This window comes from Streptomyces zingiberis (assembly GCF_012034935.1).
Lineage (GTDB): Bacteria > Actinomycetota > Actinomycetes > Streptomycetales > Streptomycetaceae > Streptomyces > Streptomyces zingiberis.
In genome coordinates, this window is record NZ_JAATEN010000029.1 from 25,548 (window position 1) to 50,899 (window position 25,352).

Annotated in this window: 22 protein-coding genes and 1 pseudogene; 13 read left to right on the forward strand and 10 right to left on the reverse strand. The window is 75.5% G+C overall.

Features of this window, described 5'->3' with window-relative positions:
- The first annotated feature begins 249 nt into the window (after positions 1 to 249).
- Positions 250 to 978 carry a lysophospholipid acyltransferase family protein gene (locus tag HCK00_RS25155; protein WP_168104334.1) on the forward strand — a complete coding sequence of 243 codons (729 nt, stop codon included), beginning with the start codon at positions 250 to 252 and terminating at the stop codon, positions 976 to 978.
- A 166-nt stretch (positions 979 to 1,144) separates the two neighbouring features.
- Here HCK00_RS25155 and HCK00_RS25160 read toward each other — a convergent pair whose 3' ends face one another.
- From HCK00_RS25160 to HCK00_RS25170, 3 genes are read right to left on the reverse strand one after another with little or no spacing between them, the layout of a single operon-like run.
- On the reverse strand, positions 1,145 to 2,263 hold the full coding sequence (locus HCK00_RS25160; protein WP_375782009.1) for a threonine aldolase family protein: 1,119 nt from the start codon (positions 2,261 to 2,263) through the stop codon (positions 1,145 to 1,147).
- Complete coding sequence (locus HCK00_RS25165) at positions 2,242 to 3,033, reverse strand: SDR family NAD(P)-dependent oxidoreductase (RefSeq protein WP_168104372.1); 792 nt, start codon at positions 3,031 to 3,033, stop codon at positions 2,242 to 2,244. Before HCK00_RS25165 ends, HCK00_RS25160 begins: the two co-directional genes overlap by 22 nt.
- Positions 3,034 to 3,059: 26 nt before the next feature.
- Positions 3,060 to 4,460, reverse strand: a complete 1,401-nt coding sequence (locus HCK00_RS25170; protein ID WP_168104335.1) for a DUF6421 family protein — start codon at positions 4,458 to 4,460, stop codon at positions 3,060 to 3,062.
- 357 nt (positions 4,461 to 4,817) lie between these two features.
- Between HCK00_RS25170 and HCK00_RS25175 the strand changes: the two genes are divergently transcribed.
- From HCK00_RS25175 to HCK00_RS25210, 7 genes are all read left to right on the forward strand, one after another.
- Positions 4,818 to 5,501 carry a glycerophosphodiester phosphodiesterase gene (locus HCK00_RS25175; protein ID WP_168104336.1) on the forward strand — a complete coding sequence of 228 codons (684 nt, stop codon included), beginning with the start codon at positions 4,818 to 4,820 and terminating at the stop codon, positions 5,499 to 5,501.
- Between the two features lie 306 nt (positions 5,502 to 5,807).
- The gene (locus HCK00_RS25185; protein WP_168104337.1) at positions 5,808 to 6,200 is read left to right on the forward strand and encodes a VOC family protein; all 393 of its coding nucleotides are present in this window, start codon (positions 5,808 to 5,810) and stop codon (positions 6,198 to 6,200) included.
- 255 nt (positions 6,201 to 6,455) lie between these two features.
- A complete protein-coding gene (locus HCK00_RS25190; protein ID WP_168104338.1) occupies positions 6,456 to 7,238 on the forward strand; it encodes a DUF5134 domain-containing protein in 783 nt (260 codons plus the stop codon).
- Positions 7,239 to 7,601: 363 nt separating this feature from the next.
- Positions 7,602 to 8,567, forward strand: coding sequence for a M56 family metallopeptidase (locus HCK00_RS25195; protein ID WP_168104339.1), 966 nt, complete (start codon positions 7,602 to 7,604; stop codon positions 8,565 to 8,567).
- A 182-nt stretch (positions 8,568 to 8,749) separates the two neighbouring features.
- Complete coding sequence (locus HCK00_RS25200; RefSeq protein ID WP_168104340.1) at positions 8,750 to 9,490, forward strand: phosphatase PAP2 family protein; 741 nt, start codon at positions 8,750 to 8,752, stop codon at positions 9,488 to 9,490.
- 89 nt (positions 9,491 to 9,579) lie between these two features.
- Positions 9,580 to 10,275 (forward strand): HAD family hydrolase, encoded by a 696-nt coding sequence (locus HCK00_RS25205; RefSeq protein WP_168104341.1) that lies wholly within the window; start codon positions 9,580 to 9,582, stop codon positions 10,273 to 10,275.
- Positions 10,276 to 10,444: 169 nt separating this feature from the next.
- Entirely contained in the window at positions 10,445 to 11,083 is a 639-nt protein-coding gene (locus tag HCK00_RS25210; protein WP_168104342.1) for a TetR/AcrR family transcriptional regulator, read from the forward strand.
- Here the strand turns inward: HCK00_RS25210 and HCK00_RS25215 are convergent.
- Positions 11,074 to 12,549 carry an LVIVD repeat-containing protein gene (locus tag HCK00_RS25215; protein ID WP_168104343.1) on the reverse strand — a complete coding sequence of 492 codons (1,476 nt, stop codon included), beginning with the start codon at positions 12,547 to 12,549 and terminating at the stop codon, positions 11,074 to 11,076. The genes HCK00_RS25210 and HCK00_RS25215 overlap by 10 nt on opposite strands.
- Positions 12,550 to 12,681: 132 nt before the next feature.
- Between HCK00_RS25215 and HCK00_RS25220 the strand changes: the two genes are divergently transcribed.
- The 5 genes from HCK00_RS25220 to HCK00_RS25240 all read left to right on the forward strand — a co-directional run bounded on the left by HCK00_RS25220 (position 12,682) and on the right by HCK00_RS25240 (position 17,895).
- A complete protein-coding gene (locus tag HCK00_RS25220) occupies positions 12,682 to 13,416 on the forward strand; it encodes a DUF305 domain-containing protein (protein ID WP_168104344.1) in 735 nt (244 codons plus the stop codon).
- Between the two features lie 272 nt (positions 13,417 to 13,688).
- The gene (locus HCK00_RS25225) at positions 13,689 to 14,804 is read left to right on the forward strand and encodes a WD40/YVTN/BNR-like repeat-containing protein (RefSeq protein ID WP_168104345.1); all 1,116 of its coding nucleotides are present in this window, start codon (positions 13,689 to 13,691) and stop codon (positions 14,802 to 14,804) included.
- A 70-nt stretch (positions 14,805 to 14,874) separates the two neighbouring features.
- Entirely contained in the window at positions 14,875 to 15,552 is a 678-nt protein-coding gene (locus HCK00_RS25230; protein WP_168104346.1) for a uracil-DNA glycosylase, read from the forward strand.
- Positions 15,549 to 16,793 carry a BadF/BadG/BcrA/BcrD ATPase family protein gene (locus HCK00_RS25235; RefSeq protein ID WP_311765482.1) on the forward strand — a complete coding sequence of 415 codons (1,245 nt, stop codon included), beginning with the start codon at positions 15,549 to 15,551 and terminating at the stop codon, positions 16,791 to 16,793. Before HCK00_RS25230 ends, HCK00_RS25235 begins: the two co-directional genes overlap by 4 nt.
- A 121-nt stretch (positions 16,794 to 16,914) precedes the next feature.
- Positions 16,915 to 17,895 (forward strand): sirohydrochlorin chelatase, encoded by a 981-nt coding sequence (locus HCK00_RS25240; RefSeq protein WP_168104347.1) that lies wholly within the window; start codon positions 16,915 to 16,917, stop codon positions 17,893 to 17,895.
- 166 nt (positions 17,896 to 18,061) lie between these two features.
- Here HCK00_RS25240 and HCK00_RS25245 read toward each other — a convergent pair whose 3' ends face one another.
- The 6 genes and pseudogenes from HCK00_RS25245 to HCK00_RS25270 all read right to left on the reverse strand — a co-directional run bounded on the left by HCK00_RS25245 (position 18,062) and on the right by HCK00_RS25270 (position 25,339).
- Positions 18,062 to 19,570, reverse strand: a complete 1,509-nt coding sequence (locus HCK00_RS25245) for an FUSC family protein (protein ID WP_168104348.1) — start codon at positions 19,568 to 19,570, stop codon at positions 18,062 to 18,064.
- A gap of 722 nt (positions 19,571 to 20,292) precedes the next feature.
- Positions 20,293 to 20,724: pseudogene (locus HCK00_RS25250) on the reverse strand (PPOX class F420-dependent oxidoreductase); the annotation flags it as partial.
- Positions 20,725 to 21,352: 628 nt separating this feature from the next.
- Positions 21,353 to 22,591, reverse strand: a complete 1,239-nt coding sequence (locus tag HCK00_RS25255; RefSeq protein WP_168104350.1) for an ABC transporter permease — start codon at positions 22,589 to 22,591, stop codon at positions 21,353 to 21,355.
- Positions 22,588 to 23,334, reverse strand: a complete 747-nt coding sequence (locus tag HCK00_RS25260; protein ID WP_168104351.1) for an ABC transporter ATP-binding protein — start codon at positions 23,332 to 23,334, stop codon at positions 22,588 to 22,590. Before HCK00_RS25260 ends, HCK00_RS25255 begins: the two co-directional genes overlap by 4 nt.
- Positions 23,331 to 24,752 carry a peptidoglycan-binding protein gene (locus tag HCK00_RS25265; RefSeq protein ID WP_311765483.1) on the reverse strand — a complete coding sequence of 474 codons (1,422 nt, stop codon included), beginning with the start codon at positions 24,750 to 24,752 and terminating at the stop codon, positions 23,331 to 23,333. Before HCK00_RS25265 ends, HCK00_RS25260 begins: the two co-directional genes overlap by 4 nt.
- Entirely contained in the window at positions 24,749 to 25,339 is a 591-nt protein-coding gene (locus HCK00_RS25270) for a hypothetical protein (protein WP_168104352.1), read from the reverse strand. The genes HCK00_RS25265 and HCK00_RS25270 overlap by 4 nt, the downstream gene beginning before the upstream one ends.
- Positions 25,340 to 25,352: the final 13 nt, after the last annotated feature.

Below are 25,352 nucleotides of genomic sequence, written 5' to 3' on the forward strand. Positions count from 1 at the left end.
TGGCCCCGGTCCCTTGCCGCCGCGGCCGTCTCCCCGCCCCGGCGCGTCCGGCGCCACCGGGCGCTCCCCGCCTCCCGGCCGCCGGTGTCACCGCCCGCCCGCGCGGGGGCCGGACGTGACGAGGATCTCTTCCGGAGACCGTCCGCAGGGTGGCCCCGGACCCGTCCCATCGGGCACGATCGGCCGCAGCCGGAAACCTACGGCCGCGTAACATCCGGGTGAACCCCGGTCACAGGAGGTCCCCCACGCATGGCAGAACTCGTCTACCCGCCGGTGGTCGGCCTGGCACGCACCATGTTCAAGGCGCTCGATCTCCGCATCGACATGCGGGGCACCGAGCATGTGCCACGGCAGGGCGGCGCGGTACTCGTCTCCAACCACATCGGCTATCTGGACTTCGTGTTCTGCGGACTGACGGCGCGGCCGGCGAAGCGGCTGGTGCGGTTCATGGCGAAGGAGTCGGTGTTCCGGCACCGGATCTCCGGGCCGCTGATGCGGGGGATGAAGCACATACCGGTGGACCGCGCGCGGGGCGAGCACGCCTACGCGCACGCGCTGCGGTCACTCCGCTCGGGAGAGATCATCGGGGTCTTCCCGGAGGCGACCATCTCGCCGTCGTTCACGCTGAAGACCTTCAAGTCCGGCGCGGCGCGGCTGGCGCTGGAGGCCGGGGTGCCCCTGCTGCCCGTGGCGCTGTGGGGCACCCAGCGGCTGTGGACCAAGGGCCGCCCGCGGGACCTGCGCCGCAGCGGCGTTCCCGTCACCATCCGGGTGGGCGAGCCGCTGCGGCCCGGCGCGGAGGAGTCCGCGGCGTCGGTGACGGAACGGGTGAAGACCCGGGTGCAGGAGCTGCTGGAATCGGCACAGCGGGCGTACCCGGTGCGCCCCAAGGGGCCGGAGGACACCTGGTGGGTGCCGGCGCACCTGGGCGGCACGGCGCCCGCCCCGGCGCCGGCCCGGGCCTCCGAGGACGACTGAGGACGGCCCAGGACGGCTGAGGACGGCTGAGGACGGCTGAGGACGGCTGAGCCGCCTCCTGGCACCGGAGAGACCGCCGGAGCCAGGAGGCGCCTCACCGGGCCCGGGAACGCCGACGCGCCCGGCCGGATCCACCGGGGAGGTGGACGGCCGGGCGCGGCGCCGGTCAGCCCTTGCCGATCTCCTCCGCCAGCGCCGAGGTGAACGCGTCCACGTCGGCCTCGGTGGTGTCGAAGGAGCACATCCAGCGGACCAGGCCGTCGGCCTCGTCCCAGAAGTAGAAGCGGTGCCGCTTCCGCAGCCGCTCCGCCGCGTCGCGCGGCAGCCGGGCGAAGACCGCGTTGGACTGGACCGGGTGGACGACCTCCACCCCCGGCACCTGGCGCACGCCGTCCGCCAGCCGCCGGGCCATCGCGTTGGCGTGGCCGGCGCCGCGCAGCCAGAGGTCGCCGGAGAGCAGCGCCTCGAACTGCACCGAGACGAAGCGCATCTTGGAGGCGAGCTGCATGGACAGCTTGCGCAGATGCCTCATGGCGCGCACGGCGTCCGGGTTCAGCACGACGACGCACTCGCCGAAGAGCAGCCCGTTCTTGGTGCCGCCGAAGGACAGCACGTCCACGCCGGCCTCGGTGGTGAACGCGCGGAGCGGCATCCCGAGCGTCGCGGCGGCGTTGGCGATCCGCGCCCCGTCGAGGTGGACGGTCATGCCGCGCTCGTGGGCGTGGTCGCAGATCGCCCGGATCTCCTCCGGGGTGTAGCAGGTGCCCAGTTCGGTGGTCTGGGTGACGGAGACGACCTGCGGCTGCGCGCGGTGCTCGTCCTCCCAGCCGTGGGCCTCGCGGTCGATCAGCGCGGGGGTGAGCTTGCCGTCCCCGGTCTCCACCGCCAGCAGCTTGAGCCCGCCGACCCGTTCGGGTGCGCCGCCCTCGTCGACGTTGATGTGGGCGCTGCCGGCGCAGATCACCGCGCCCCAGCGCTCGGTCATCGCCTGGAGCGCGGTGACGTTGGCGCCGGTGCCGTTGAAGACGGGGAACGCCTCGGCCCCCGGCCCGAGATGGGAGCGGAAGACCTCCTGGAGGTGGCGGGTGTAGAGATCCTCGCCGTAGGCGGTCTGGTGGCCGCCGTTGGCGAGGGCGAGCGCCGCCAGGATCTCCGGGTGCGCCCCGGCGTAGTTGTCGCTGGCGAAGCCGCGGGCGTCCGGGTCGTGGCGGCGGACGGCGTCCGGCCGGCCGCCACCGGGCGCGCCGGGGGCTCCGGGGGTGGTCAGGGTTGCGGGGTCAGCCACAGGCGCTTTCCGTTCAGTTCCTCGGCGGGCTCGTCCCACAGGCCGGCGATGGCCGCGGCCAGGTCCTTGACGTCGGTGAAGCCCGCGAACTTGGCGTTGGGGCGCTCGGCACGCATGGCGTCGTGCACCAGCGCCTTCACCACCAGGATGACAGCGGCCGCGGGCAGTCCGCCCTCGCCCCCCTCCTTGCGCAGGGCGTCGGCCAGGGCCAGGGTCCACGCCTCGGCCGCGGCCTTGGCGGCGGCGTACGCGGCGTTGCCCGCCGTGGGCCTGCTCGCCCCGGCCGCGCTGATCAGGACGTAGCGGCCGTTGCGGCTGCGCCGCAGGGCGTCGTGGAAGGCGAGCGAGGTGTGCTGCGCGGTGCGGATCAGCAGGTCGTGCAGGGTGTCCCAGTCGGCGAGCGGGGTGGCGGCGAAGGACTTGCTGCCACGCCAGCCGCCGACGAGGTGGACCACGCCGTCGACCCGGCCGTACTCCTTCTCGGTGCGGTCCGCCCACGCCCGGGTGGCGTCCAGGTCGAGCAGGTCGACGGTCTCGCCGGTGACCACGGCGCCGCCGTGGGCGTACCGGGCGGCGTCCACCGCCTCGGCCAGCCGGGCCACGTCCGCGTCGGCGGCGACGACCGTCGCCCCGGCCTGGGCCAGCCGCAGCAGCGTGGCCCGGCCGGCGGGTCCCGCCGCGCCGGCCACCGCGACCACGGCCCCCTCCAGGGGGCTGCCCGTGCCCTCCGGCGGTCCGCTGCCCGCCGCCGCCTCCACGCTGCCGCTCATCTCCGTCGCCTCCTCGTCGGGACCGCTCACGCGGCCGTCGTCCCCGGGGTGTGCCGGGCCGTGATGCCCTTCGTGGAAGCGATCACACCGCGCAGCTTCTTCGCAAGCGCCTCGTAGAACATGCTGAGCGGGAATTCATCCGGAAGGACCTCGTCCACCAGCTTCCGCGGCGGCAGCGAGACGTCAAGGGCGCCCGGCCCCTTCGCCCACACGGACCCGGGGTGCGGGGCCAGGTAGGAGGAGACGAGGTCGTAGGCGGCGAACCAGTGGACCAGCTTGGGACGGTCGATGCCGTCGCGGTAGAGCTGCTCGATCTCGCCGAGGAGCCGCTGGGTGACCTCCGGGGCCCGTTCCCAGTCGATGCGGAGGGTGTTGTCCGTCCAGCGCACGACGTCGTGCCGGTGGAGGTAGGCGAAGAGGAGCTGGCCGCCGAGGCCGTCGTAGTTCTTCACCCGTTCGCCGGTCACCGGGAAGCGGAACATCCGGTCGAAGATCACGGCGTACTGGACGTCGCGCCCCTGCGGCAGTCCCTCGCCGGCCAGGCGCACGGCCTCGCGGAAGGCGGTGAGGTCGCAGCGGAGTTCCTCCAGGCCGTACATCCAGAACGGCTGCCGCTGCTTGATCATGAACGGGTCGAAGGGCAGGTCGCCGTGGCTGTGGGCACGGTCGTGGATCATGTCCCAGAGGACGAACGCCTCCTGGCAGCGGTCCTGGTCGTCGAGCATCTCCCGGATGTCCCCCGGGAGGTCCAGGCCCAGCGTCGCCACCGCCGCCTCGCTGACCACGCGGAAGCGGGCGGCCTCGCGGTCGCAGAAGATCGCGCCCCAGGAGAAGCGCTCCGGGGCCTCGCGGACCGCCACGGTCTCGGGGAAGAGCACGGCCGAGTGGGTGTCGTAACCGGCCGTGAAGTCCTCGAAGGTGATGCCCACGAAGAGCGGGTTGTCGTAGCGGGTCCGCTCCAGTTCGGCCAGCCAGCCGGGCCACACGGTGCGGAGGACGACGGCCTCCAGGTTGCGGTCCGGGTTGCCGTTCTGGGTGTACATCGGGAAGACCACCAGGTGCCGGCGGCCGTCGGTGCGCCCCTCGGCGGGGCGGAAGGCGAGCAGCGAGTCCAGGAAGTCCGGCACGCCGAAGCCGTCCGCCGCCCAGCGGCGCAGATCGGCGACGAGCGCCCGGTGGTAGTCCGCGTCGTGCGGCAGCAGCGGGGACAGCTCCGTCACGGCCTCCGCCACCCGGGCGACGGCGGCCTCGGCCGCGGGGCGCCCGGGGGCGTCCGCGCCCGCGACGTCGATCGAGCCGTCGGCGGACTGCCAGGCGCGGATCTCCTCCACCGCGGCCTTGAGCACGGGCCAGGCGGGGTGGTCGATCACGCGCTCGCCGGAGGAAAGTTCGCCCTCCGGGTGCTCACGAACAAGAATTTCCGTCATTGCCCCGCCTCCACCGAAGAAGATTTCGTTCCCTCACGGTATCCGCCCATGAATCTCCAGTTCAACCCGAGCGGACGAAAGTCATACGGTTCACAGCGCCTGCCGCCGGAAGTTTTCCCGTACAGGACAGTACCCGCGGGCACATCGGCCACTCCTGCGCCGGATGCGGCATGGCTCACCCCCGCACCACCCGCCGCGGGGAGACAGGCCCCCGCCGGGGTGAGGCGGGCGGACCCGTCCCGCACGCGGCGGTGCGCACGGCCCGGTGGCCAGTAGGCTGCGTGACCGGTTCACGGGGCGGCCGAGGAGTCCGCCCCTGCCCGGGGGTGACCCCCGCCCCCGCGGATTGGAGGACTCGTGACCTTCCTCGCCATCGGACACCGCGGGCTGATGGGCGTCGAGCCGGAGAACACCCTGCGCTCCTTCGTCCGGGCGGACCGCGCGGGTATGGACGTCATCGAGCTCGACCTGCACCTGAGCAAGGACGGTGCCCTGGTGGTCATGCACGACGCCAAGGTGGACCGCACGACCGACGGCACGGGCCCCATCGCCGACCTCACCCTCGCCGAGCTGCGCGGACTCGACGCGGGGCGGGGTGAGCGCGTTCCCGTCTTCGAGGAGGTCCTGGACTCCGTCCGGGCCCCGCTGCAGGCCGAGATCAAGGACGTGGCGGCGGCCCGGGCGCTGGCCGAGGTGATGATCCGCCGGGATCTCACCGGCCGGGTCGAGGTCATCTCCTTCCACGACGAGGCGCTGGTGGAGATCTCCCGCCTGGTCCCCGGGGTCCGCACCGCGCTGGTGGCCAGCCGTTACGGGCCCGAGGTGGTGGACCGCGCGGTGGCCGCCGGGGCGGGGACGCTGGTGCTCAACATCCGCCGGCTCACCCTGGAGACCGTCGAACGGGCCCGGGCCGCGGAGCTGCGGGTCATCGGCTGGGTCGTCAACACACAGGAGCACCTGCGGCTCGCCCGGGCCCTCGGCCTGGACGGCGGCACGACCGACTTCCCGGAGATCAAGCGCACCTGCCGCTTCACGGCCTGAGCCGCGCCGCGGCGGGACAGCACAGCCGCGCGGCGGCGGGACAACACAGCCGCACCGCGGCGGGACAGCACAGCCGCACCGCGGCGGGACAGCACAGCTGTGTGGCCGGCCGGCCGGCGGCCGCTCAGCGCAGGGACTTCACCAGTGACTCGAAGCGGAGATCGTCGCGGAGCGGCACCCCGAATCGCTCGTCGCCGTAGGGGAAGGGGCTCACCCCGCCCGCTCGCCGGCGGTCGCGGGCCGGAGCCGGAACGAGGTTGGCAAGCGGTCCGGACGGAAGCCGTCCGGGCACGTAGGGTCGCGGGCATGGTGCATGTACTGAGCAGCCGGATCCTGCTGCGTCCCGCCGACCCGGACCGGACGCGCGCCTTCTACGGGGAGTCGCTCGGCCTCCCCGTGGCCCGGGAGTTCGGCACGGGCCCGGAGCGCGGCACGGTCTACTTCCTGGGCGGGGGCTTCCTGGAGGTCTCCGGACGTTCCGACGAGACCCCCGCGCCCGGCCCGGGCCTGTGGCTGCAGGTGGCGGACGTGGCCGCGGCCCACGAGGAGCTGGCCGGCCGCGGGGTGGAGATCCTGCGGGAACCACTGCGGGAACCGTGGGGGCTGATCGAGATGTGGATCGCGGACCCCGACGGGGTGCGGATCTGCGTCGTGGAGGTCCCGCCGGACCACCCGATGCGCTACCGCCCCGGCATCTGACACGGTCCCGCTCCGGCCACTCCCCACGAGCCGCCCGGCCGGCGCGCCCTGACGGGCCGTCGTGCCGCTCGCGCCCGCCTCACGGCGCGCTTCGGCCGGGCGCCGGGCGCCGCCCGTTCACCGCGGGTGCGCCCGGTGAGCCACCGGACGCGCTCGTGCGCCGCCGTGCCGGGCGCCCGCCCCGGGCATCACTCCCCGCAGGGCCGGTGAGGCGCCGGCGGGGGCCGCCGGGCACGGCCCGCCGGGGAGGGCGCCGTGCACGGGCCACCGCTGATCGGCTGGCTGCTGACCGCTCAGTGCGCGGTGTCAGCCGCGCACTGCCTGGCCCGGCCGCGCACGGAGCCCGGCGCGCGGTGGCGAGCGGTGGACGGGGCGCTGATGGGGCTCGGCATGGCGGTGATGGCGGTTCCGCTCGCCCCGGTGGCGGGACAGCCGTGGCTGCCGCCGGTGTTCGCCGTGGTGTTCGGGGCGCTCGGCACGGTGTCGGCGCTGGCGTGCGCCCGCGCGGCCGTCCGCCGGGACGGTGGCGGAAGCGGAGTGACCGGCCGCGGGGCTGCGCGCCGGGCCCGCTCCCACGGCCATCACGCGGTGGCCTCGGCCGCGATGGTGTACATGGCCCTCGTCCCGTCCGCCGCTTCCGCGCCGGGAAGCGCTGGGCACCCCGGCGCACACGCCGGGCACCCCACCGCGGCCTCGACGGCCACGAGCGCCACGGACGCCGTGCACGCCACCGGACACGCCGGGCACGCGGCCGGGCTCTCCGGCGGCTGGTCCCTGCTGACCGGCGCCCTGGTGGCCTACTTCGCGCTCTACGCCCTGGGGACGGTACTGCGGCCGGCACCTCGGCCCGCCACGGCGCCGGGAGGCCGCGCGCCCTCACCCCGGCCGGATACGGCGGCTCCGGCCCCGGCGCCCGTCCCCTCCCGTCCCGGCGCCGGGGCCGGGGCCGGGGCGGACGCCGGGGCCGGAGCCGGGCTCGACGCCGCCGGGATCGCGATGGCCCTGGCCATGGCGGTCATGCTGCTGACCCTTCTCTAGCGCGCCTCCCGTGCCCTTCCGGAGCACGGGCGAGGAAGCCCGGGTGATACGCCGGACCCTGACCGTCGCGCCGGCGGAGGCGTCCACCCGGTCCCAGGCGGAGCGCGGCGGCCCGGCGCGGGACGGGAGGGGGCCACCGGCCGGAGGCCGCGGAGGCCCCGGGCAGGGGGCCGCGAACCGTACGCCGCGAACCGGTGGGTCTTCCCGGCCACGGGGCGCCGGGCCCCCTCCGGCGGCGTCGCCTCCCGGGGAGCTGTCCGCCCGGGGACGGCGGAAGCCCGGCGGGCCGGTCCGCCGTGGCGTCCCTCACTTTCGGGCCGGACGGCCTACGTGGTGCCGGGCCGCTGCTCATAGGCTGGCCCCATGATGCTCCCGCTCGTGCTTCTGGTCCTCGGCGGGCTCACCGCGGCCCTCGCCCCGCGTCTGCTGGCCCGCGCGCAGTGGCCGGACCGGGAGCCGGTGGTGGCGTTGTGGCTGTGGCAGTGCGTCGTCTCCGGAGTGCTGCTGTGCGCCGTGCTCGCGATGGCGCTGACGGGTTCGGCCACCTGGGAGCTGGTGCGCGGCCATGTGTTCGCCCCCGCACCGCACGGTGTGGTGGAGGCGTACGCCTTCGGCGGGTACGGGCCCTGGTCGGGCGCGGTGGCGGCGGTCCTGGCGGCGGCCGGGGTGTGGAGCGCGGCGATGCTCACCCGCGAGGTGTTCCGGACGCGCGGGGAACGCCGCCGGAGGCGCGCGGAGCTGCTCGCGCGCTCCCCGCTGCTGCCGGGCGAAGCGGCGACCACCGCCACGGACGGCGGGACGGCCGGGGCCGGTGAGCGTCTCGTCGTCCTGGAGGGCGAGCGGCCGGGTGCCTGGTGGCTGCCGGGCGCCCCGCCCCGGCTGGTCATCACCACGGCGGCGCTCCGCAAGCTGGGCCCCCGGCAGCTCGACGCCCTCGCGGCACACGAGCAGGGGCACGCGCGGGCCCACCACGACTGGCTGCTGCACTGCTCCGCGGCGCTCGCGGCGGGCTTCCCGCGGGTGCCGGTGTTCGCCTCGTTCCGGGACGAGGTGCACCGGCTGGTGGAGCTGGCCGCCGACGACGCCGCCTCGCGCCGCCACGGCCGGCTGACGACGGCGCTCGCGCTGGTCGGACTCAACGAGGAGCGCGGGGTGTTCGGCGCCGCCCCCACACCCCAGGCCCAGCTGCCGCACCGGGTGGACCGGCTGCTCGCGGCCCGCCCGCGGCTGAGCCCGGTCCGCCGGCTGCGGCTGACGGCGGCCGCGGCGCTCGTCCCCGTGGTGCCGCTGCTGCTCGTCTTCGTCCCCGGTCTCAGCGCGCTGCGCTGACCCCCGCCGCACCGCGCGGGGAAGAGCGCCCGGGGCGTCCGCCGCCCGGACGTCGCCCCTCCCACGGCGGGCAGCCACGCCTGGGCCGCGCCCGGGCCGGCGGCGGACGCGGCCGGTCCCGCGCGCCGGGTTCCGGCCGGGGCGCTGGTTTCCCGGGCGCTTTCGCGGCCAGGATGCAGTCCATGCGGACCTCCTCCACCCCGGGAACCCCGGGCGCCCCGCGCACCCCGGAAACGGCCGCCGCGGACCGGCTCCGCAGGCCCTCCGCCGCCCTCACCGCGGCCGTCCTGTGCGGTCTGGCCGCCGTGGTGCTGCTGGCGCTGGTGGTGGCCCGCTGGGCGCCCCTGCTCACCCTGGACCGCGGCATCGCCGTCGAGTTGCACGCGTCCGCGGTGCGCCATCCGGGTCCGACCCAGGTCAGCCGGGTGTTCACCGACTGGGTGTGGGACCCGTGGACCCTGCGGCTGGCCGTGGTGCTCGCGGCGGGCCTGGTGCTGTGGCGGTGGCCGCGCGCCGGCCGGGCCGCCGCGGCCGGGGTGCTCATCGCCCTGGTGGTCTCCTCCGTGGTGCAGCAGGGGATGAAGGCGCTGGTGGGACGGGAGCGCCCGGTGTGGCCCGACCCGGTGGACTCGGCGCACTACGCCGCGTTCCCCTCCGGGCACGCCATGACCGCCGCGGTGGCCGGTGTGCTGCTGCCCTGGCTGGCCTGGCGGTTCGGGGCCCCGCGGGCGCTGGTGGCGGTGGGTGTGGTGGTGTCCGTGGTCTCGGTGCTCGGTGTCGGGTTCACCCGGTTGTACCTGGGGGTCCACTGGCCCTCGGACGTGCTGGGCGGCTGGTTGTTCGGCGCCTGTCTGGCCTGGTTCACCGTCGTGGCGCTCACCCCCGGCCGCGGGCCCGGCGGGGACCCTCCGGGCCGGCCCTGAGCGATTCTGCGTGCCCGGCGGCGAAGACGCGGCGGCGCAACGTCCGGAAACCCTTGAACGGGCGGGACCACCGGGCCATGATCACGGCCATGGCGATCAACGGAGTGCTCTTCGACTTCTCCGGCACGCTCTTCCGGATCGAGTCCGTCGAACGGTGGCTGCGGGTCACCCTGGAGCGGCTGGGCATCGGGCTGCCGGAGTCCGAGCTGCTGGGCTGGGCGGCGGAGCTGGCGCGGGTGGGCGCGTTGCCCGGCGGTTCGACCCCGGAGTCGATCCCCCCGGAGCTGGCCGGGCTCTGGGAGGCGCGGGACAGCGACGCGGAGAGCCACCGCGAACTCTTCACCCGGCTCGCCCGGCAGGTGGACCTGCCCTGGCCGCAGGCGTACGACGCGCTCTACGAGCGGCACATGGAACCCGCCGCGTGGACGCCCTACCCGGACACGGCCGCGGTGCTGGGGGCGGTGCGGGAGCGGGGTGCGCGCGTCGCCGTGGTGTCGAACGTGGGCTGGGACCTGCGCCCGATCTTCCGGGAGTACGGCGTGCACGACTCCGTGGACGCCTACGTCCTGTCGTACGAGCACGGCGTGGCCAAGCCCGACGCCCGGCTGTTCCGCGCGGCCTGCGACGCACTCGGCCTGCCCCCGGAGGAGACGCTGATGGTGGGCGACCAGGCCCGGACCGACGGCGCGGCGGCGGCGCTGGGCTGCGCGGTGGAGCTGGTGGATCCGCTGCCGGTGGCCGAACGCCCGGACGGGCTGCGGGCGGTGCCGGCCCGTCTCGGCTGAGCTAGGTCCGGTGCCGGTCCCCGTACCGGTGCCGGAAACGGACTGCCGTCTTCGGGCGATCCCCCGCGTCGCCCGAAGACGGCAGTCCGTCCGGAACCCTCTGAACAGGCCAGAGGCACCTGCGCGCTGAGTATATTGGCTCGCAGCCAGTCAACGCAGGAGTTACAGCATGTCCCCGCGCAGCGCATCGGTCAATGAAGAGTTGCGCCGCCGTTCCCGCGAGCGGCTGCTGCAGGCGACGGTGGAGCTGGTCGACGAACGGGGTTATGACGCCACGACCTTGGCGGACATCGCGGACCACGCGGGCTCGGCCCGCGGTCTGGTCTCGTATTACTTCCCCGGGAAGCGCCAGCTGCTCCAGTCCGCCGTGCACCGGCTGATGCACCGGACGCTGGAGGCGGCGCTGGAGCGGGAACCGCGCACGGAGGACGGGGAGGAGCGGCTCGCGCGGGCCATCGACGCCGTCCTGGGCCTCGCCCGCGACCACCCCACGCTGATGCGGACCCACATGGCGGGCATCCTCACCGCCGAGGGCTTCGTGCAGTGTCCCGAACAGCAGCGGCTGGCGGCGATGCTGAGCGACACGGTCGTCCGGTACGGCTCGGCGCACCCGGAGGTGGACTACCCGTTGCTGCGGGCCCTGCTCATGGGCGCGGTGGTGGCGGTACTGCTGCCGGGCGCGCCGATGCCGGCGGAACGGCTGCGCGCCGAGCTGTTCGAACGCTACGGGCTGCGCTGGGAACTCGGCGTCCCGCCGGGCGAGGAGCCGCCCGGCGGGACCCTTCCGCGTGCCGCGGTTCAGCGGTAGTCGGGCTGCGTCTGCACGTTCAGCTCGTTCAGGCGCACCCGCTCGGCGCCCGCCGTCCGCGGGTCGTCGATGCGCAGGACGTCGAAGCCCTTCGCGATGTCGTTCGAGTAGATGTGGCCGTTGTAGTAGTACGCGGACCACGAACCGCCGACTTCGAGCACGTCCGTGGAGAGCGGTCCGCGTTCGAAGTAGCCGATCTCCTTAGGGCGCGAGGAGTCGGTGAACTCCCAGACCGAGACGCCACCCTGGTACCAGGCCTGGACCATGATGTCGCGGCCCTTGACCGGGATCAGCGAGCCGTTGTGGGCCACGCAGTTCTCGGTGTCCGCCTGGTGGCGGGGGATCTTGAAGTAGCTGCGGAAGACCAGCTCGCTGCGGTCACCGCGGCCCTTGAGGTCGTAGATGCCGTTGGCCCCGTGGGTCGGGCCGACCTCCGCGTTGCAGGTCGCGCCGCCGCCACCGCCGAGTTCGTCGGTGAAGACGACCTTGCTGCCGTTCTCGCTGAAGGTCGCCGAGTGCCAGAAGGCGAAGTTCTCGTCGTCCCGCACCCGTTCGACGACGCGGGGCCGTGCGGGGTCGGAGATGTCCATCAGGATGCCGTCGCCCATGCAGGCGCCGGCGGCCAGCCGCTTCGCGGGGAAGGCCGTGATGTCGTGGCAGCCGGAGGTCTCCAGGCTGCCCTTCTCCGTGCCGGGGTTGCCGCCGTCGGGGAAGAGCACGGGGAAGTCGACGACCCGGGCGCGCTCGGGGCTGGCCTTCGGAACCTTCACCACGGAGATGCCGTCGTGCGGCGGCCGGCAGTCCGGGAAGTCCTCGCTAGGGAAGTAGGAGGACACGTAGAGGTAGATGTCCTTCTTGTCCGGCACGAGGGTGTGGGTGTGCGAGCCGCACGCCGTCTCGACGGAGGCGACGTAACGGGGGTTCCGCTTGTCGCTGATGTCGAAGATCTTCATGCCCTCCCAGGAGGACTTCTCCGTGGCCGGCTGCGACGTGCTGGAGCAGGAGTCGTCGCTGCGTGAGGAGTCCGTGGAGAGGAACAGCAGATTCCCGGAGACGGAGATGTCGTTCTGCCCGCCGGGACAGAGGACCTGGCTCACGATCTTCGGGGAGCGGGGGTTCCCGATGTCATAGATGGTGAAGCCGTCGTAGTTGCCGCCGAAGGCGTAACGGCCCTGGAAGGCCAGGTCGGTGTTGAGGCTGCCGAGGGAGCCCTTGCCGAGGCTGGCGAGATGCTTGATGTTCTTGCTGTGGACGATCTCGTCCACACCCGGGATGTCGCCCTTGCCGATGCCCTCCCGGGTCTCGGCCTCCTGGCTCTTCGACATCCGCTGCCCGCCGGGCGCGTCACCGGGGTCGGGCGTCGCGGCCGCGGGCCCGGCCGCCAGGAACGTGGCGAGCAGCCCGAAAGCCGCCACGGCCACGCCCAGACGGCTGCGCCGCACATGGGGTCTGTGCACCGACGTCAACTGAGACCTCCCTCGTCCACCGTTCGGTCGAACGGTCGCATCCCGCAGTATGGCCACCGGCATGGCTTCTCGACAGCGGTTAAACGAAGATATGTTCGCACTGCAACAATCCGTTTCCGGTCTGGAGGTCCCGTGAACCACCGCAGGATGGCGGGCCGCGTCCGCCCGCCGGCTCTCGCCCTCACGGCGGCGGTCGCCGTTCTCGCCCTCACGGCCTGCGAGTCGGAGGACTCCGGCGCATCCGCGGCGGAGGGGAGCCGTCCTTCGGTGGTGGCGCCCGGCCGGCCGGGCGAGGAGGCCCGCACCCTCTCCCCCGAGGAGGCGCGGAAGCAGGGCGCCCGGGAGGCGGAGCCCAACGCCGCCGACATCCGTTTCGTCCGCATGATGATCGTCCACCACCGGCAGGCCCTGACCCTCTCGGCGCTGGCGGAGGAGCGCGCGGGCTCCCGGGGCGTCCGCAAGCTCGCCGAACGGATCACGGCCGCCCAGAAGCCCGAGATCGGCGCGATGGAGGGCTGGCTGGACCGCCATGACCTGCCGCGCGAGGAGAAGAGCGGCGGGCAGGGGGACCACGGGGAACACGGGGAACACGGGGAAGCCGGGGAAGCCGGGGAGCACACAGAACACGGCGGTGACCACGCCGGGATGCCCGGGATGGCAACCGAGGCGCAGATCAAGCAGTTGACGGCGGCGCGCGGCGGCGCCTTCGACGAGCTCTTCGTGAAACTGATGACCACCCACCACCAGGGCGCGGTCACCATGGCCACCGAGGTGCTGGGGGCGGGCGCCGACGTGACGGTCGAGGAGATGGCCACCGAGATGGGCGCTCAGCAGTCGGCCGAGATCAGGCGGATGCGGGATCTGTGAGGCGGGTCGCCGCCCCGCGGCCGCCGGGCGCGACCGCCACGCGGCACGGAGCGAGGGGCGCCCGGTGACCGCCGGGCGCCGGGCCGGCGGGCGGGGCGTCACGCCGGCTCCCCCGGGCGGCGGGCCGCGCGTGAACCGGAGGCCGGCGGCCCCTCCCGCCCCGCGACGGCGCGGGGCGGGCCGGCCCGGACGCGCCGTCGCGGGGCGGATTGTCAGTGGCGAGGTACAGACTGTGGCGCACCTTGAACCCGACCGTTCGCGGAGGTGCCGCCATGTCCGATGCGCCAGAGGTCCTGCTCGCCGTGGGAACCCGCAAAGGCCTCTTCCTCGCCCGCCGTCGGGGCCCGTCCGGCGGATCCGCCGGGGGCTGGGAGTTCGACGGCCCGCACTTCACCGCCCAGGCCGTCCACTCGGTGGGGATCCTGCCCCGCCCGGGTCCCGTTCCCCGGCTGCTCGCCGGCGGGGACAGCGCGCACTGGGGGCCCTCCGTCTTCCACTCCGACGACCTCGGGGCCTCCTGGCAGGAGCCGAAGCGGCCCGCCGTCCGCTTCCCGGAGGACACCGGCGCCTCGCTGGAGCGGGTCTGGCAGTTGCAGCCCGCGGGCCCGGCGGAGCCGGACGTGGTCTACGCGGGTGCCGAACCCGCCGCTCTCTTCCGCTCCTCCGACGCGGGGGAGACCTTCGAGCTGGTCCGCCCGCTGTGGGAGCACCCGACGCGGGAGCGGTGGATGCCGGGCGGCGGCGGTGAGGCCGTGCACACCGTCCTGGTGGACCCGCGGGATCCGCGGGCGGTGACGGTCGCGGTGTCCGCCGCCGGCGTGTTCCGCTCGGAGGACGGCGGCGCGAGCTGGTCCCCGTCGAACACCGGGATCTCGGCGGTCTTCCTGCCCGGCCCCGCCCCGGAGTTCGGGCAGTGCGTGCACAAGATCGCGCGGGACGCCGCCGACCCCGACCGGCTGTATCTGCAGAACCACTGGGGGGTCTTCCGCAGCGAGGACTCGGGGAAGACCTGGACGTCCATCGGCGAGGGGCTCCCCTCGGACTTCGGTTTCCCCGTGGTCGCCCATCCCCGCCGGGGCGGGACCGCCTATGTCTTCCCGCTCAACGCCGACGCGGACCGGGTCCCCGCAGGGCGCCGCTGCCGCGTCTTCCGCACGACGGACGCGGGCGGGAGCTGGCAGGCGCTCGACACCGGCCTGCCCCGGGAGGAGCACCACGGGCCGGTCCTGCGCGACGCGCTCTGCGCCGACGACGCCGATCCGGTGGGCCTGTACTTCGGCAACCGCAACGGCGAGCTGTACGCGAGCGCGGACGAGGGCGAGAGCTGGCACCTGCTCGCCTCCCACCTGCCGGACATCCTCTGTGTCCGGGCGGCGGTGATCGGCTGAGGCGCGTGCCCCGCCGCCCGGGGGCGGGGCCGCGGCGCCCCGGCGCGGCGGGGCAGTAGAGTGACCGGCCGTGGCTGCACGACCGTTGAACGAGATCGTCGAACCGGGCTGGGCCAAGGCGCTGGACCCGGTCGCCGGGCAGATCACCGCGATGGGGGAGTTCCTCCGCGCCGAGATCGCCGCCGGGCGCACCTATCTGCCCGCGGGCCCGCACGTGCTGAGAGCCTTTCAGCAGCCCTTCGAGGAGGTGCGGGTCCTCATCGTCGGGCAGGACCCGTATCCGACCCCGGGGCACGCGGTGGGGCTCAGCTTCTCGGTGGCGCCCGAGGTCCGTCCGCTGCCCGGCAGTCTGGAGAACATCTTCCGGGAGTTGCAGCAGGACCTCGGGGTGAACCGGCCGTCCTCGGGTGACCTGACCCCCTGGACCCGTCAGGGGGTGCTGCTGCTCAACCGGGCGCTGACCACGGCCCCGCGCCGGCCGGCGGCACACCGGGGCAAGGGCTGGGAGGCCGTCACCGAGCAGGCGATCCGGGCGCTCTCCGAGCGGGGCCGGCCACTGGTCGGCATCCTCTGGGGGCGGGACGCGCGGAACGTGCGCCCGCTGCTGAGCCAGTACCCCGCGGTGGAATCGGCCCACCCCTCCCCCATGTCGGCCGATCGCGGTTTCTTCGGCTCCCGGCCGTTCAGCCGCGCCAACGACTTCCTGCTGCGGCAGGGTGGGGAGCCGGTCGACTGGCGCCTGCCGTGAGCGGCGGGCGTGGCTGGGTGGTGGGGGTCGACTCGGGCGGCTCGGGCCTGCGGGTGGCGCTGGCACGCGCCGGAGGGGACCGGCCGCCCGCCGGGCCGGTGCGGACGGGGCCGGTGCGGACCGGGCCACGCGGCATCGACGCCGGGGAGTTCCTGGAACGGCTGCTGCCCGCCGTCCGGGGCCTGCTCGCCCAGGCCGCCGGCAGCGGCGCGGCTGCCGCCGGGACCGACGCCGAAGACGCCGAAGACACGGCGCGGGACGGCCCGCCGGCCGGGGATCCCGCGGTGGTGGCGGTCGCGATCGGCGCGGCCGGCATGGCCACCCTCGGCGGGGACCTGCGCGACCGGCTGCCGGAGGCGCTCGCCACGGAACTGGGTGTGCGGCGGCTCGCGCTGGCCGCCGACGCCGTCACCGCCTACGTCGGCGCGCTGGGCCAGCGGGCGGGGGCCGTGGTCGCCGCGGGCACCGGGATGATCGCCCTGGGCGCGGACCCGGGTCCCGCCCCGGACGCCGTCCCGGGCCGTGCCGCGGGCCCCGGCGCGGACGGCGGACCCACCGCGCCGTCTCCGGCACCGCCGGCTCCCCCGATGGACACGGCGCCCGCACCGCCCGCCCGTCCCGGCGCCCTCACCCCGGGTCCTCCGCCCGCGGACGCCCCGGACTCCCCCCGCGCCGCGGGGACCGGCGGGGGCTGGCGGCGGGCCGACGGCTGGGGCCATCTGCTCGGCGACTGCGGGGGCGGTGCCTGGATCGGGCGGGCCGGCCTGGAGTCCGCGCTGCGCGCGTACGACGGCCGGCGGGGCGGGTCACGGGCGCTGCTGGCCCGGCTGGAGGCGGTGTTCGGCCCGCCGCCCGGCCTGCCCGGGCTGCTCTACCCGCGCCCCGACCGGGCCGCGGTCCTCGCCTCGTTCGCGCCCGAGGTGGCCGCCTGCGCCGACGGCGACCCGGTGGCGGCAGGAATCCTGCGGACCGCCGCGCGCCACATCGCGGAGGCCGCCGCCGCGGTGTGCCCGCCGGTGACGGGCTGTCCGGTGGCCTTCACCGGCGGCCTGTTCGCCCTCGGTGACCCGCTGCTGGTGCCGGCCCGCGCGGAGTTGGCCGCGCTGGTCCCCTCGGCGCGCCCGGTGCCCGCCGAGGGCGGCCCGCTCGACGGGGCTCTGCGGCTCGCCGGCGCCCTCGCCACGGACACGTTGCGGCTCCCCGCCGACGAGCGGATGCTCACCCTGCACACCGGCCTCTGAGACCCCGGCGAACGGCCCCGCGTCCCCGATCCGAGGAACGCCTGGACGAATACGGACGATCCACACTCGACCGCCCCCTCCCCGAGCACCAAAGTCCGTCAAAGGGTTAACATGCGGCGCCATGAGCACCCCCACAGGGCCCGCGCCCGGCCTACCCGTACGAATGCCGCGTCCCCGCCAGTCCGGCCGGCACCGGAAACCCGAGCCGCTGGCGGCGCCCGAGGGTGCCCCCGCGCTGGTGCTGGCGGTGCCCGGCAGGCCCACGGCCGCCTCCCGCGCCCTCGCCGAGGAGGTCGTGAGCATCGCCCGGTCCGAGCTGCCCGGCGTGCACGCCCACATCGGCTACGTGGACGGCGGTGAGGACGACTTCCCCGCCCTGTCGGCCGTGCTCTCCCAGGCGGCGGCCGACCGTGCCGCCCGGCTCGAACGGGCCGCCGCCGCGGCCCGCGAGGAGACCGGCGACCCCGAGGGGGTGGAGGAGGCGGCGGGCGCCGAGGTGCGCACCCCGGCGATAGACCCGGCCGCCCCGGACACCGTGGTGGTGCCGCTGCTCGCCGGCCCGGACAGCGCGCTGACCCGGCGTATCCGCCAGGCCGTCATGGACAGCCGTACCTCCGCCGAACTCACCGACGCGCTCGGCCCGCACCCGCTGCTGGCGGAGGCGCTGCACGTCCGGCTGTCGGAGGCCGGGCTCGCCCGGGCCGACCGGGCGCGGCTGTTCACGGTGACCACCGCGGCCGACGGCATCATCCTCGCCACGGTCGGCGGGGAAGAGGCGGTCCAGGCCGCCGGGATCACCGGGATGCTGCTCGCGGCCCGGCTCGCGGTGCCGGTGCTCGCGGCGGCGCTGGACGTCGAGGGCTCCATCACGAAGGCCGCCGGCGAACTGCGCGCTTCCGGCTCCGGCCAGCTCGCGCTCGCTCCCTACCTGATCGGCCCCGAGCTGCCGGAAGGGCTCCTGGAGGCAGCCGCGGAGGAGGCCGGCTGTACCTCGGGCGAGGCCCTCGGCGCCTACCCGGCGGTCGGCAAGCTGGTGCTCTCGCAGTACGCGGCCGTGCTGGGTATCACGCCGCGGCCCCGGGCCCAGGGCGGCCCGCGCTGACGCACCGGCCGGAACCGGTCGCCCCGCCGCCCCGGCGGCGGGCCGGGGACCGGCCGGAGGAACGACCCCGGGAGGGGCGGCACCGGACGGTGCCGCCCCTCCGGTCGTTCCCGGGCCCGGCGGCCGGTGCGGACGCCCTCCCGCGCGGACCCGCGGCGGAAGGCCCTCAGGCGCGGGCGAGGGCACCGCGGGGCGGGTCCCCCAGCGGCGCGGCGAGTCCGCGGAGCGCCTTCTCCAGGCCGTCGAGGTGGGCCAGTGCCGTCCCCGCCCCGGGCTCCGGCGCGGGCGCCGGGGGCGGAGCCGCCGGGCCACGGACGGCGGAAGGGCCGGTCAGAGCCTCGACGGCGTCCTCCACCCGGCGGCAGGCGAGGGTCAGGCGGGCGTCGTGGGAGGCCTCCGGATCGGCGGCCACGGCGGCCAGCCCGCGCACCTCGCGGGCGCAGACGTCCAGCAGGTCCAGCACCTGCCGGGCCCGGCGCCGGCGGGCGCGCAGCGGGTTGAGCGGGTGCACCAGCGGCGCCAGCGACAGCCGGACCCGGCCGAGCAGCGCCTCCAGCCGGGCGATGTGCGGTGCGGGGTCCGCGTCCGCCGAGCCGGCGAGCCGCGCGGCGGCCTCGGCCGTGCACCGGTGGACCTGGCGCAGGGCGTGCCGGATCCACGCGTCGGTGGTGGCGTGGGTGGTGACGGGCAGCACGAGGAGCACCGCGAGCGCCGCCCCGAGCGCCCCCACACCGGTCTCGGCGAGCCGGAGGAGGAGCAGCGCCGGGTCGAGGACGTCCAGCAGCCCGTAGAGCAGCGCGGCCAGCAGCGTCGCCGCCAGCATCATCCACGTGTAGGAGACGGGGGCCGCGTAGAAGACGGTGAAGACGCAGACGGCGGCCAGCGCGGCGGTGGGCAGCGGATCTCCCGCCACGGGCACGGCCAGGAGGAGACCGAGGCCGGCGCCGAGCACCGTGCCGGCGACCCGCCGGAAGCCGCGGACCAGGGTCTCCCCGCGCGAGGTGGTGTTGACGAAGACCCACCAGACGGCGCCCACCGCCCAGTACCAGCGCTCCGCGGAGAGCAGTTGCCCGGCCGCGAGGGCGAACAGCACGGCGGCCCCGGCCTGCACCGCCTGGCGGGTGGTCGTCCGTGCCCGGCCCGTTCCGGCCGGCGGGGGCTCCACCACGGGCGGGGCCGACCGCCGCTCGTGACACCACAGCCCGAAGCGGACCGCGGAGGCCGAGAGGAGGGCGAGCAGCACCGCCGCGTACAGGGCGGGGAGCTGCGCGGGCTCCGTGCGGAGGAACTGCGCCACGAAGAACGCCATGAAGGCGAAGATGCCCAGGGCGTTCCCCCGCGGCCCCCAGCGGCGGGCGTAGACCCCGGCGACGACGACCGCGAGGAACGCGGCGTCACGCAGGAGCGGATGGCCGTGCACCACCGCCGCCAGCGCGAGCACCGGGAACCCGGCGACGGGGAGCAGCGCCGTGGTCAGCGCCTGGGCGCGGACCGTGGCGTCGGTGACGGTGAAGAGGGCGAGCAGCGCGGCGAGACCCCCGGCGATCACCGCGGTGAGCGGATGCCCGGCGGCCAGGGAGACGCCCACCGCCAGGCCGATGCCCAGGACGGCCCGCAGGGCGTTGCGCAGCCGCAGCCGCCCCGGGTCCGGTGCCACGAACATCCTCTTCAGCACGCCGGTCCTTCCTCTCACCGCCACGGAACGCGAGCGGCGGGCCGCACGGCGTGGCACGAAAAAGGCGCCGCGGAGGTCCGCAGCGCCATCGACCACTCCATGAGAGCACCTGGGCGCCCATCGGCTCAACCGCGGATGGATCGGATGAGCCAATGGCCCAGCCGGGGCGGGCGCGCCGTGAACCAGGCACGGCCAATGGCCCCGGCTCACGGCTCACGGCTCACGGCTCACGGCTCACGGCTCACGGGAGAGCGTGACCGGTGCGGACAGCCGCCGGTCGGCCCGGCCGCCGTGACGTGGCCACCCGGTCAGGCTGCCGGGGGCCGGCGCCCCCGGGCCGGGGCGGCACCCGTGGGCGGCGGGGGAACCGGCGTCCTCCCGCCGGGCGGGAAGGCCGGGAGGAGGAAGGGGCCGGGCACGGGCGCGCCCGCCGTGCGGGGGCACGGCGGGCGACGGGACCGGAGCGGCGGGACGGCGGTGGCCGGGGGCAGGGCCGCGCCGCCCGTTCGGTGCCGTGACCGGCGGGACGGCCGTGCGCAGCCGGAAGGCGCCCGGCCGGTTCAGCCGACCATGATGCCGCCGGGCCCTTCCGGGCCGATGCCCGGGCCGGGCCCCTGCCCGGCCTGCGGCATGGGCCCCCGGCCGAGCTGGAGACCCGGGCCCCGCGCGGCGCCGTCCCCGGGCGCGGGGCGGCTGCCGGCCAGGACCCGCTTCCCGGCGGAGCCGTAGACCTTCTCCACGGGGAGCCGGATCACCAGACGCCGTTCGGCCACCATCGCGGCGCGGAACCCCTCCCAGTCGGGGTGCTCGCCCTGGAACCCGCGGAACACCACGGCCAGTTCGTCGGCGACGGCGTCGTGCGGGTCCGTGGTGATGGGCGTCAGCTCCGCGGTGCCCTCGGCGGCCATGTAGGAGAAGCCGTTGGGGCTGGTGACGAAGAAGGTGGCGCGCGGATCGCGGCGGAGATTGCGGGTCTTGGCCCGGTTGTAGGTCACCATCATGCGGATGAGGCGGCTCTCCGGGTCGTAGGCGTACCCCACGTTGGAGAGCTGGGGACGGCCGTCGCGCTTGAGGGTGACGAGCGTGCCGATGCGCTGTGCCCCGAGCAGCTCGTAGAGGGCGCTGTCGTCGGTCTTTCCCTGGGGCTCGGTCATGCGCCGAGAGTACGGCAGTCGCCTCGCGGCGGAACAGCGTCATGTCCCCGAATGGACTGGACATCCACGGGAGTTCGAGAATCACCGTGCCGGGTCGCGGGGAATGGCACGGAGGTGTCCCGGCCATGGCGCACGGCGCCGAATCATCCGGTCCGCCGTCCCCGTTCGGCGCGGGCCCATTCCCGATCTTCCCGGTTCCGCCGCGGCTGCTTTTCCGTCACCCGTGGAAGGGTCGCGGCCGAACGGCGGGCACGGATGCCTTTCCCGCCTGAACGGCGTGGCTCCCCCGTCCGTGCTCCGGTCACGGGTGAGTTCTTCTCCGGGAATTCCGCGGGGAATTCCTCCCGTGCTCGACGGCCGGCCTCAGGTGCACTTCCCCGGCCGACGCGCCCTGGATTCCGGTTCCGGATTCCGGTTCCCGGATCGGCCGCCTCGTCCGTGCGCAGGCCGGGGTCACGTCCCCTCGGCAGGACATCGGGAGGGGAACGTGACCCCGGCCGGCGCACGTCCCTGCGCGGACGCGGTGCGCCCGGCGCCCCCCGGCGCCGGGAGAACCGCGCCCGCGCGGAGCGGTGCCCTCACGGCCCGCGGGGGATGTGAGGGCCTGTGAGGGCACCGCGGTCCGGGGTCAGGTCGTGGCCAGAGCCTCGGTGGGAGGAAGCCGGGCCGCGCGGACGGCCGGATAGAAGCCGGCCAGTCCGCCGATCACCAGCGTCGCGACGACGCCACCCGCCATCGCCCACGCCGGCACCACCGAGGGCCAGCCCTGGTACGTGGCGTAGCCGGAGGTGACGGCGATGCCGAGCAGCACCCCGCCCAGTCCGCCGAGGGCGGAGAGGAGCAGGGCCTCACAGAGGAACTGGTTGCGGATCTGCCCGCGGGTGGCGCCCAGGGCCCGCCGCAGACCGATCTCGGAACGGCGCTCCAGCACCGAGATGACCATGGTGTTGGCGACCCCCACCCCGCCGACGAGGAGGGCCACCGCACCGAGCCCCAGCAGCAGGCCGCTGAGGGTGTCGTCGGTCGCCTGCTTGGCGGCGAGCACGTCGGAGGGCCGGGAGACGTTCGCCTCACTGGGGTTCTCTGGGTTGGCGGTGGCCCCCAGGACGGACTGGACGTCGGCCACGGAGGCTTCCTCGGCGCGGGTGTAGACCGTCGTGGGATAGCCGTCGAAGTCCAGTTCCTCCTCGGCGAAGGGCCAGCCGACGAGCGCGGCCGAGTCCAGGTCGGGGACCAGTTCGTTGGGCGCGAGCAGGCCGACCACGGTGACCCGGTGGCCGCCGAGGTACACCTGGGTGCCGGAGCCGGCCCGGAAGACGCCGAGTTGCTCGGCGGCCTTGGGGCCCAGGACCACCGCCGGGTAGTTCCGGTTGGCGCCGTTCAGCCAGCGGCCGTCGACGATCTCCGCGCCGGCCGTGGCCGGCAGGTCGGTGCGGGCCGCGTACACGGTGAGGCCGCCGGTCTCCTCCCGGGGGACGTGGTCGTTCCGGTAGACCTTGGCCTTCGTCCGGCCGAGGGCGGAGGCCGACTCGACCTCCGGGATGCCCGCGATCATCTCCACGGACTCCGCCGGCAGATGGGCGGCGCCACCGCCGAAGGACTGCCCGGGGCTGACGGTGAGCAGGTTGGTGCCCAGCGCGGCCAGCCGCCGGTCGAGGTCCTCGGAGCTGGAGGTGGAGATGCCGACCACGCCGACCATCGCGGCGATGCCGATGGCGATGCCGAGCGCCGAGAGGAACACCCGCAGCGGGCGGGAGCGGAGCCCGGAGCCGCCCACGCGCACCACGTCGGCCGGGGTCATCCGGGCGGGCCGGGGCCGGGGCGGCGCCGGGGCCGACGGCTCCCGTGCCTCGTTCAGCAGCGTCATCGGGTCCCCTCCCCGGCGGCCAGGACCGGGACCGGGGCGGAAGCGGCGGCCCCTGCTCCCGGAAGGGCCGAGTCGTGCTCGATCCGGCCGTCCCGGACCCGCACCTCGCGGGGGAGGGAGGCCGCGATGTCCCGGTCGTGGGTGATGACCACGACGGTGGTGCCGGCCCGGTGGAGTTCGTACAGCAGCTCGATCACCACCGCGCCGGAACGGGAGTCCAGGGCGCCGGTGGGCTCGTCGGCGAGGAGCAGCGGCGGGTCGCCGAGCACCGCGCGGGCGATGGCCACCCGCTGTTTCTCGCCGCCGGAGAGCTGGTGCGGCTGGTGGTACAGCCGGTGCCCGAGGCCCACCCGGCGCAGGGCGCGCTCGGCGAGCCGGCGCCGTTCGGCGCGGGGCAGCCCGCCGTAGAGCAGCCCGTCGGCGACGCTGTCCAGCGCCGGTACGCCCGGTGCGAGGTGGAACTGCTGGAAGACGAAGCCGATGGTGGAGGCGCGGAGCGCGGACAGCTCCCGGTCGGTGAGACCGGCGACGTCGTGCCCGCCGATGCGCACGGTGCCGGTGGTGGGCCGGTCCAGGGTGCCCATGATGTTGAGCATCGTGGACTTGCCGGAGCCTGAGGGGCCGACCACGGCGAGCAGTTCACCGCGGTGAACGGTCAGGTCGGCGCCGCTCAGGGCGGTGACCTCGCCGTACCGTTTGCCGACGCCGGACAGTTCGACCACCGGGCGGGGGGAGACGGTCACCGGGGCACCCCCACGACCGTTCCCGCGCCGACGCCCTTGCCGGACACCTCGACCATGCCGTCGGCGAACAGGCCGAGCTTCACCGGGCGCCGTTCCACCGTGCCGTCCTCGCCCACCACCTCCAGGGCGTAACCGCCGCCCCGCTCGGCCACCAGGGCGTTGACCGGCACGGCGAGCACGTTCTCCCGGGTCTCCGCCTTCAGCGTGACCTGGACCGCCGCGGCCTGGTAGCGGCCGAGCCCCTTCTGCTCGTCGGCTCTCAGCTCGACGGGCAGGGTGGGGTCGGCCTCCTGGCCGGTGCCGCCACCGGGGGCGCCCTCGCCGCCGGCGCCGTCCTCCGGCCCGGAGAGCGTGCCGACGCCGGTGACCTCCGCCTCGACGGTGGAGTCGTCGGGGAGGGTGACGGTGGCCTTGGTGCCCTTCTCGACCAGGTCCTCGTACTGCACGTCGAGATCGACGCCGATGATCCGCTCGGTCCCGGTCCAGGTGAGGATCGTCCCGCCCAGCAGGGCGCCGGGCGAGGTCTTCACATCGGCGACGCGGCGGGCACCGGGGGCGACCACGGCGTCCCCGGGGCGCACCGTGCCCGTCTCCGGCCGGCCCAGGTCGTCCTGCCAGCGGCGGACGGCCTCGGCGGTGGTGGCGGTGAACCGCTTGTCGGCGGTGAATCCGCCGTAGCCGAGTTCGGCGAGGTTGCGCTCCAGGATCTCGACGTCCTTGCCCTCGCTGCCGGTCTCCAGCGTGCGGTAGAAGGGCGTGGCGCCGTAGAGGAGGGGGACCTCGCGCTCGTTGACCCGGTAGACGGTGCCGCCGCGCTTCACCGTGTCCCCGTCGGCGGGCACCCAGGTGATGATGTCGGCGGCCCCGCCGCCGGCGCCGCCCTGTCCCGGCTGCCCCGCCTGCCCGGCTGCTCCCGCGTCGCCCGGGGCCTGCACGGCCGTCGCCTCCCCGTACCCCAGCCGGCCGTTCACGGACTCCGTCCGGGTGAGGGTGGTGCGCTTCACCTCGGTGGTCTTCGGCGGGCCGGCGGGGGCCGCGCTCGCGGAGCCACCGCCGTCGCCGCCGAAGGCGCCGGTGGCGGCGGCACCGGCCGCCGCCACCACGGTGACCGCGGCGGCGACCAGCGCCGAGGTGCGCAGCGGGCTCCGGCGGCGTCCGGCGGACCGGCCGGCGCCGTCCCCGGAACCGCCCTCGCCGCCCTCGCCGCCGCCCGCATCGCCGCCGCCCCCTCCCTCGTCACGCGGGGTCAGGTCCCGCGGGGCGCCGGCGGCGTCCGGTGTCCCGCCGGGGGCGGTCTCTCCCGCAGCCCGGTCGGTCATCTCGCGGGGGCCGCGCACCTCGAGGGCCGCGGTGGTGTCGCCGCGCGGCTCGCCGGGCGCCTCCCCGCCCCGCTCACGGGTCCCGTCCGGCGCGGTCACCGCGCGCCGCCGCCGGAGATCGTCACGCCGCCGCCGGGCCACTTGTCCTGGCAGGCCGCGCGGGCCTGCTGGAAGGTGTCGTCGCCCGGGTTGATGCCGGAACCGGCGAAGTCGATGCCGAGGCTGTTGCCGTTGATCTCCGGGTCGGGGAACTTCGGCAGGCCGTTGTCGCGCATGCACTGCGCCCAGGCGGCGACCTTGGCGGAGTCCAGCGGTTCCCCGCCGCCCGCGCCGGCGCCGCCTCCGCCGAGCTGACCCTGCGGCATCTTGTCGCGGCAGGCCTCCTGGGCGGTGGAGAACTCGGGCGAGTTGGGGTCGACGTTGCCGTCGCCGGGGCTGAGCGCGATGCCGCCGCCCTCCTGCTGCTGCGGGTCGGGGAAGCCGGGCACCCCGTTGTCGCGCATGCACTGGGAGAAGGCGAGAGCCTGGTCGAAGGGGCTGCCCGGGGAGGCGCTCGCGCCACCCCCGGCGTTCTCGGACGGGGCGGCGGAGGAGTCGTCGGAGCAGCCGCTGAGCAGCGCGCCGGCCAGCAGGGCCGACGCCACCGCCAGGGTTTTCAGGACGTGTGGCTTCGATGTGGTGACCATGGCGCCCAGTTCT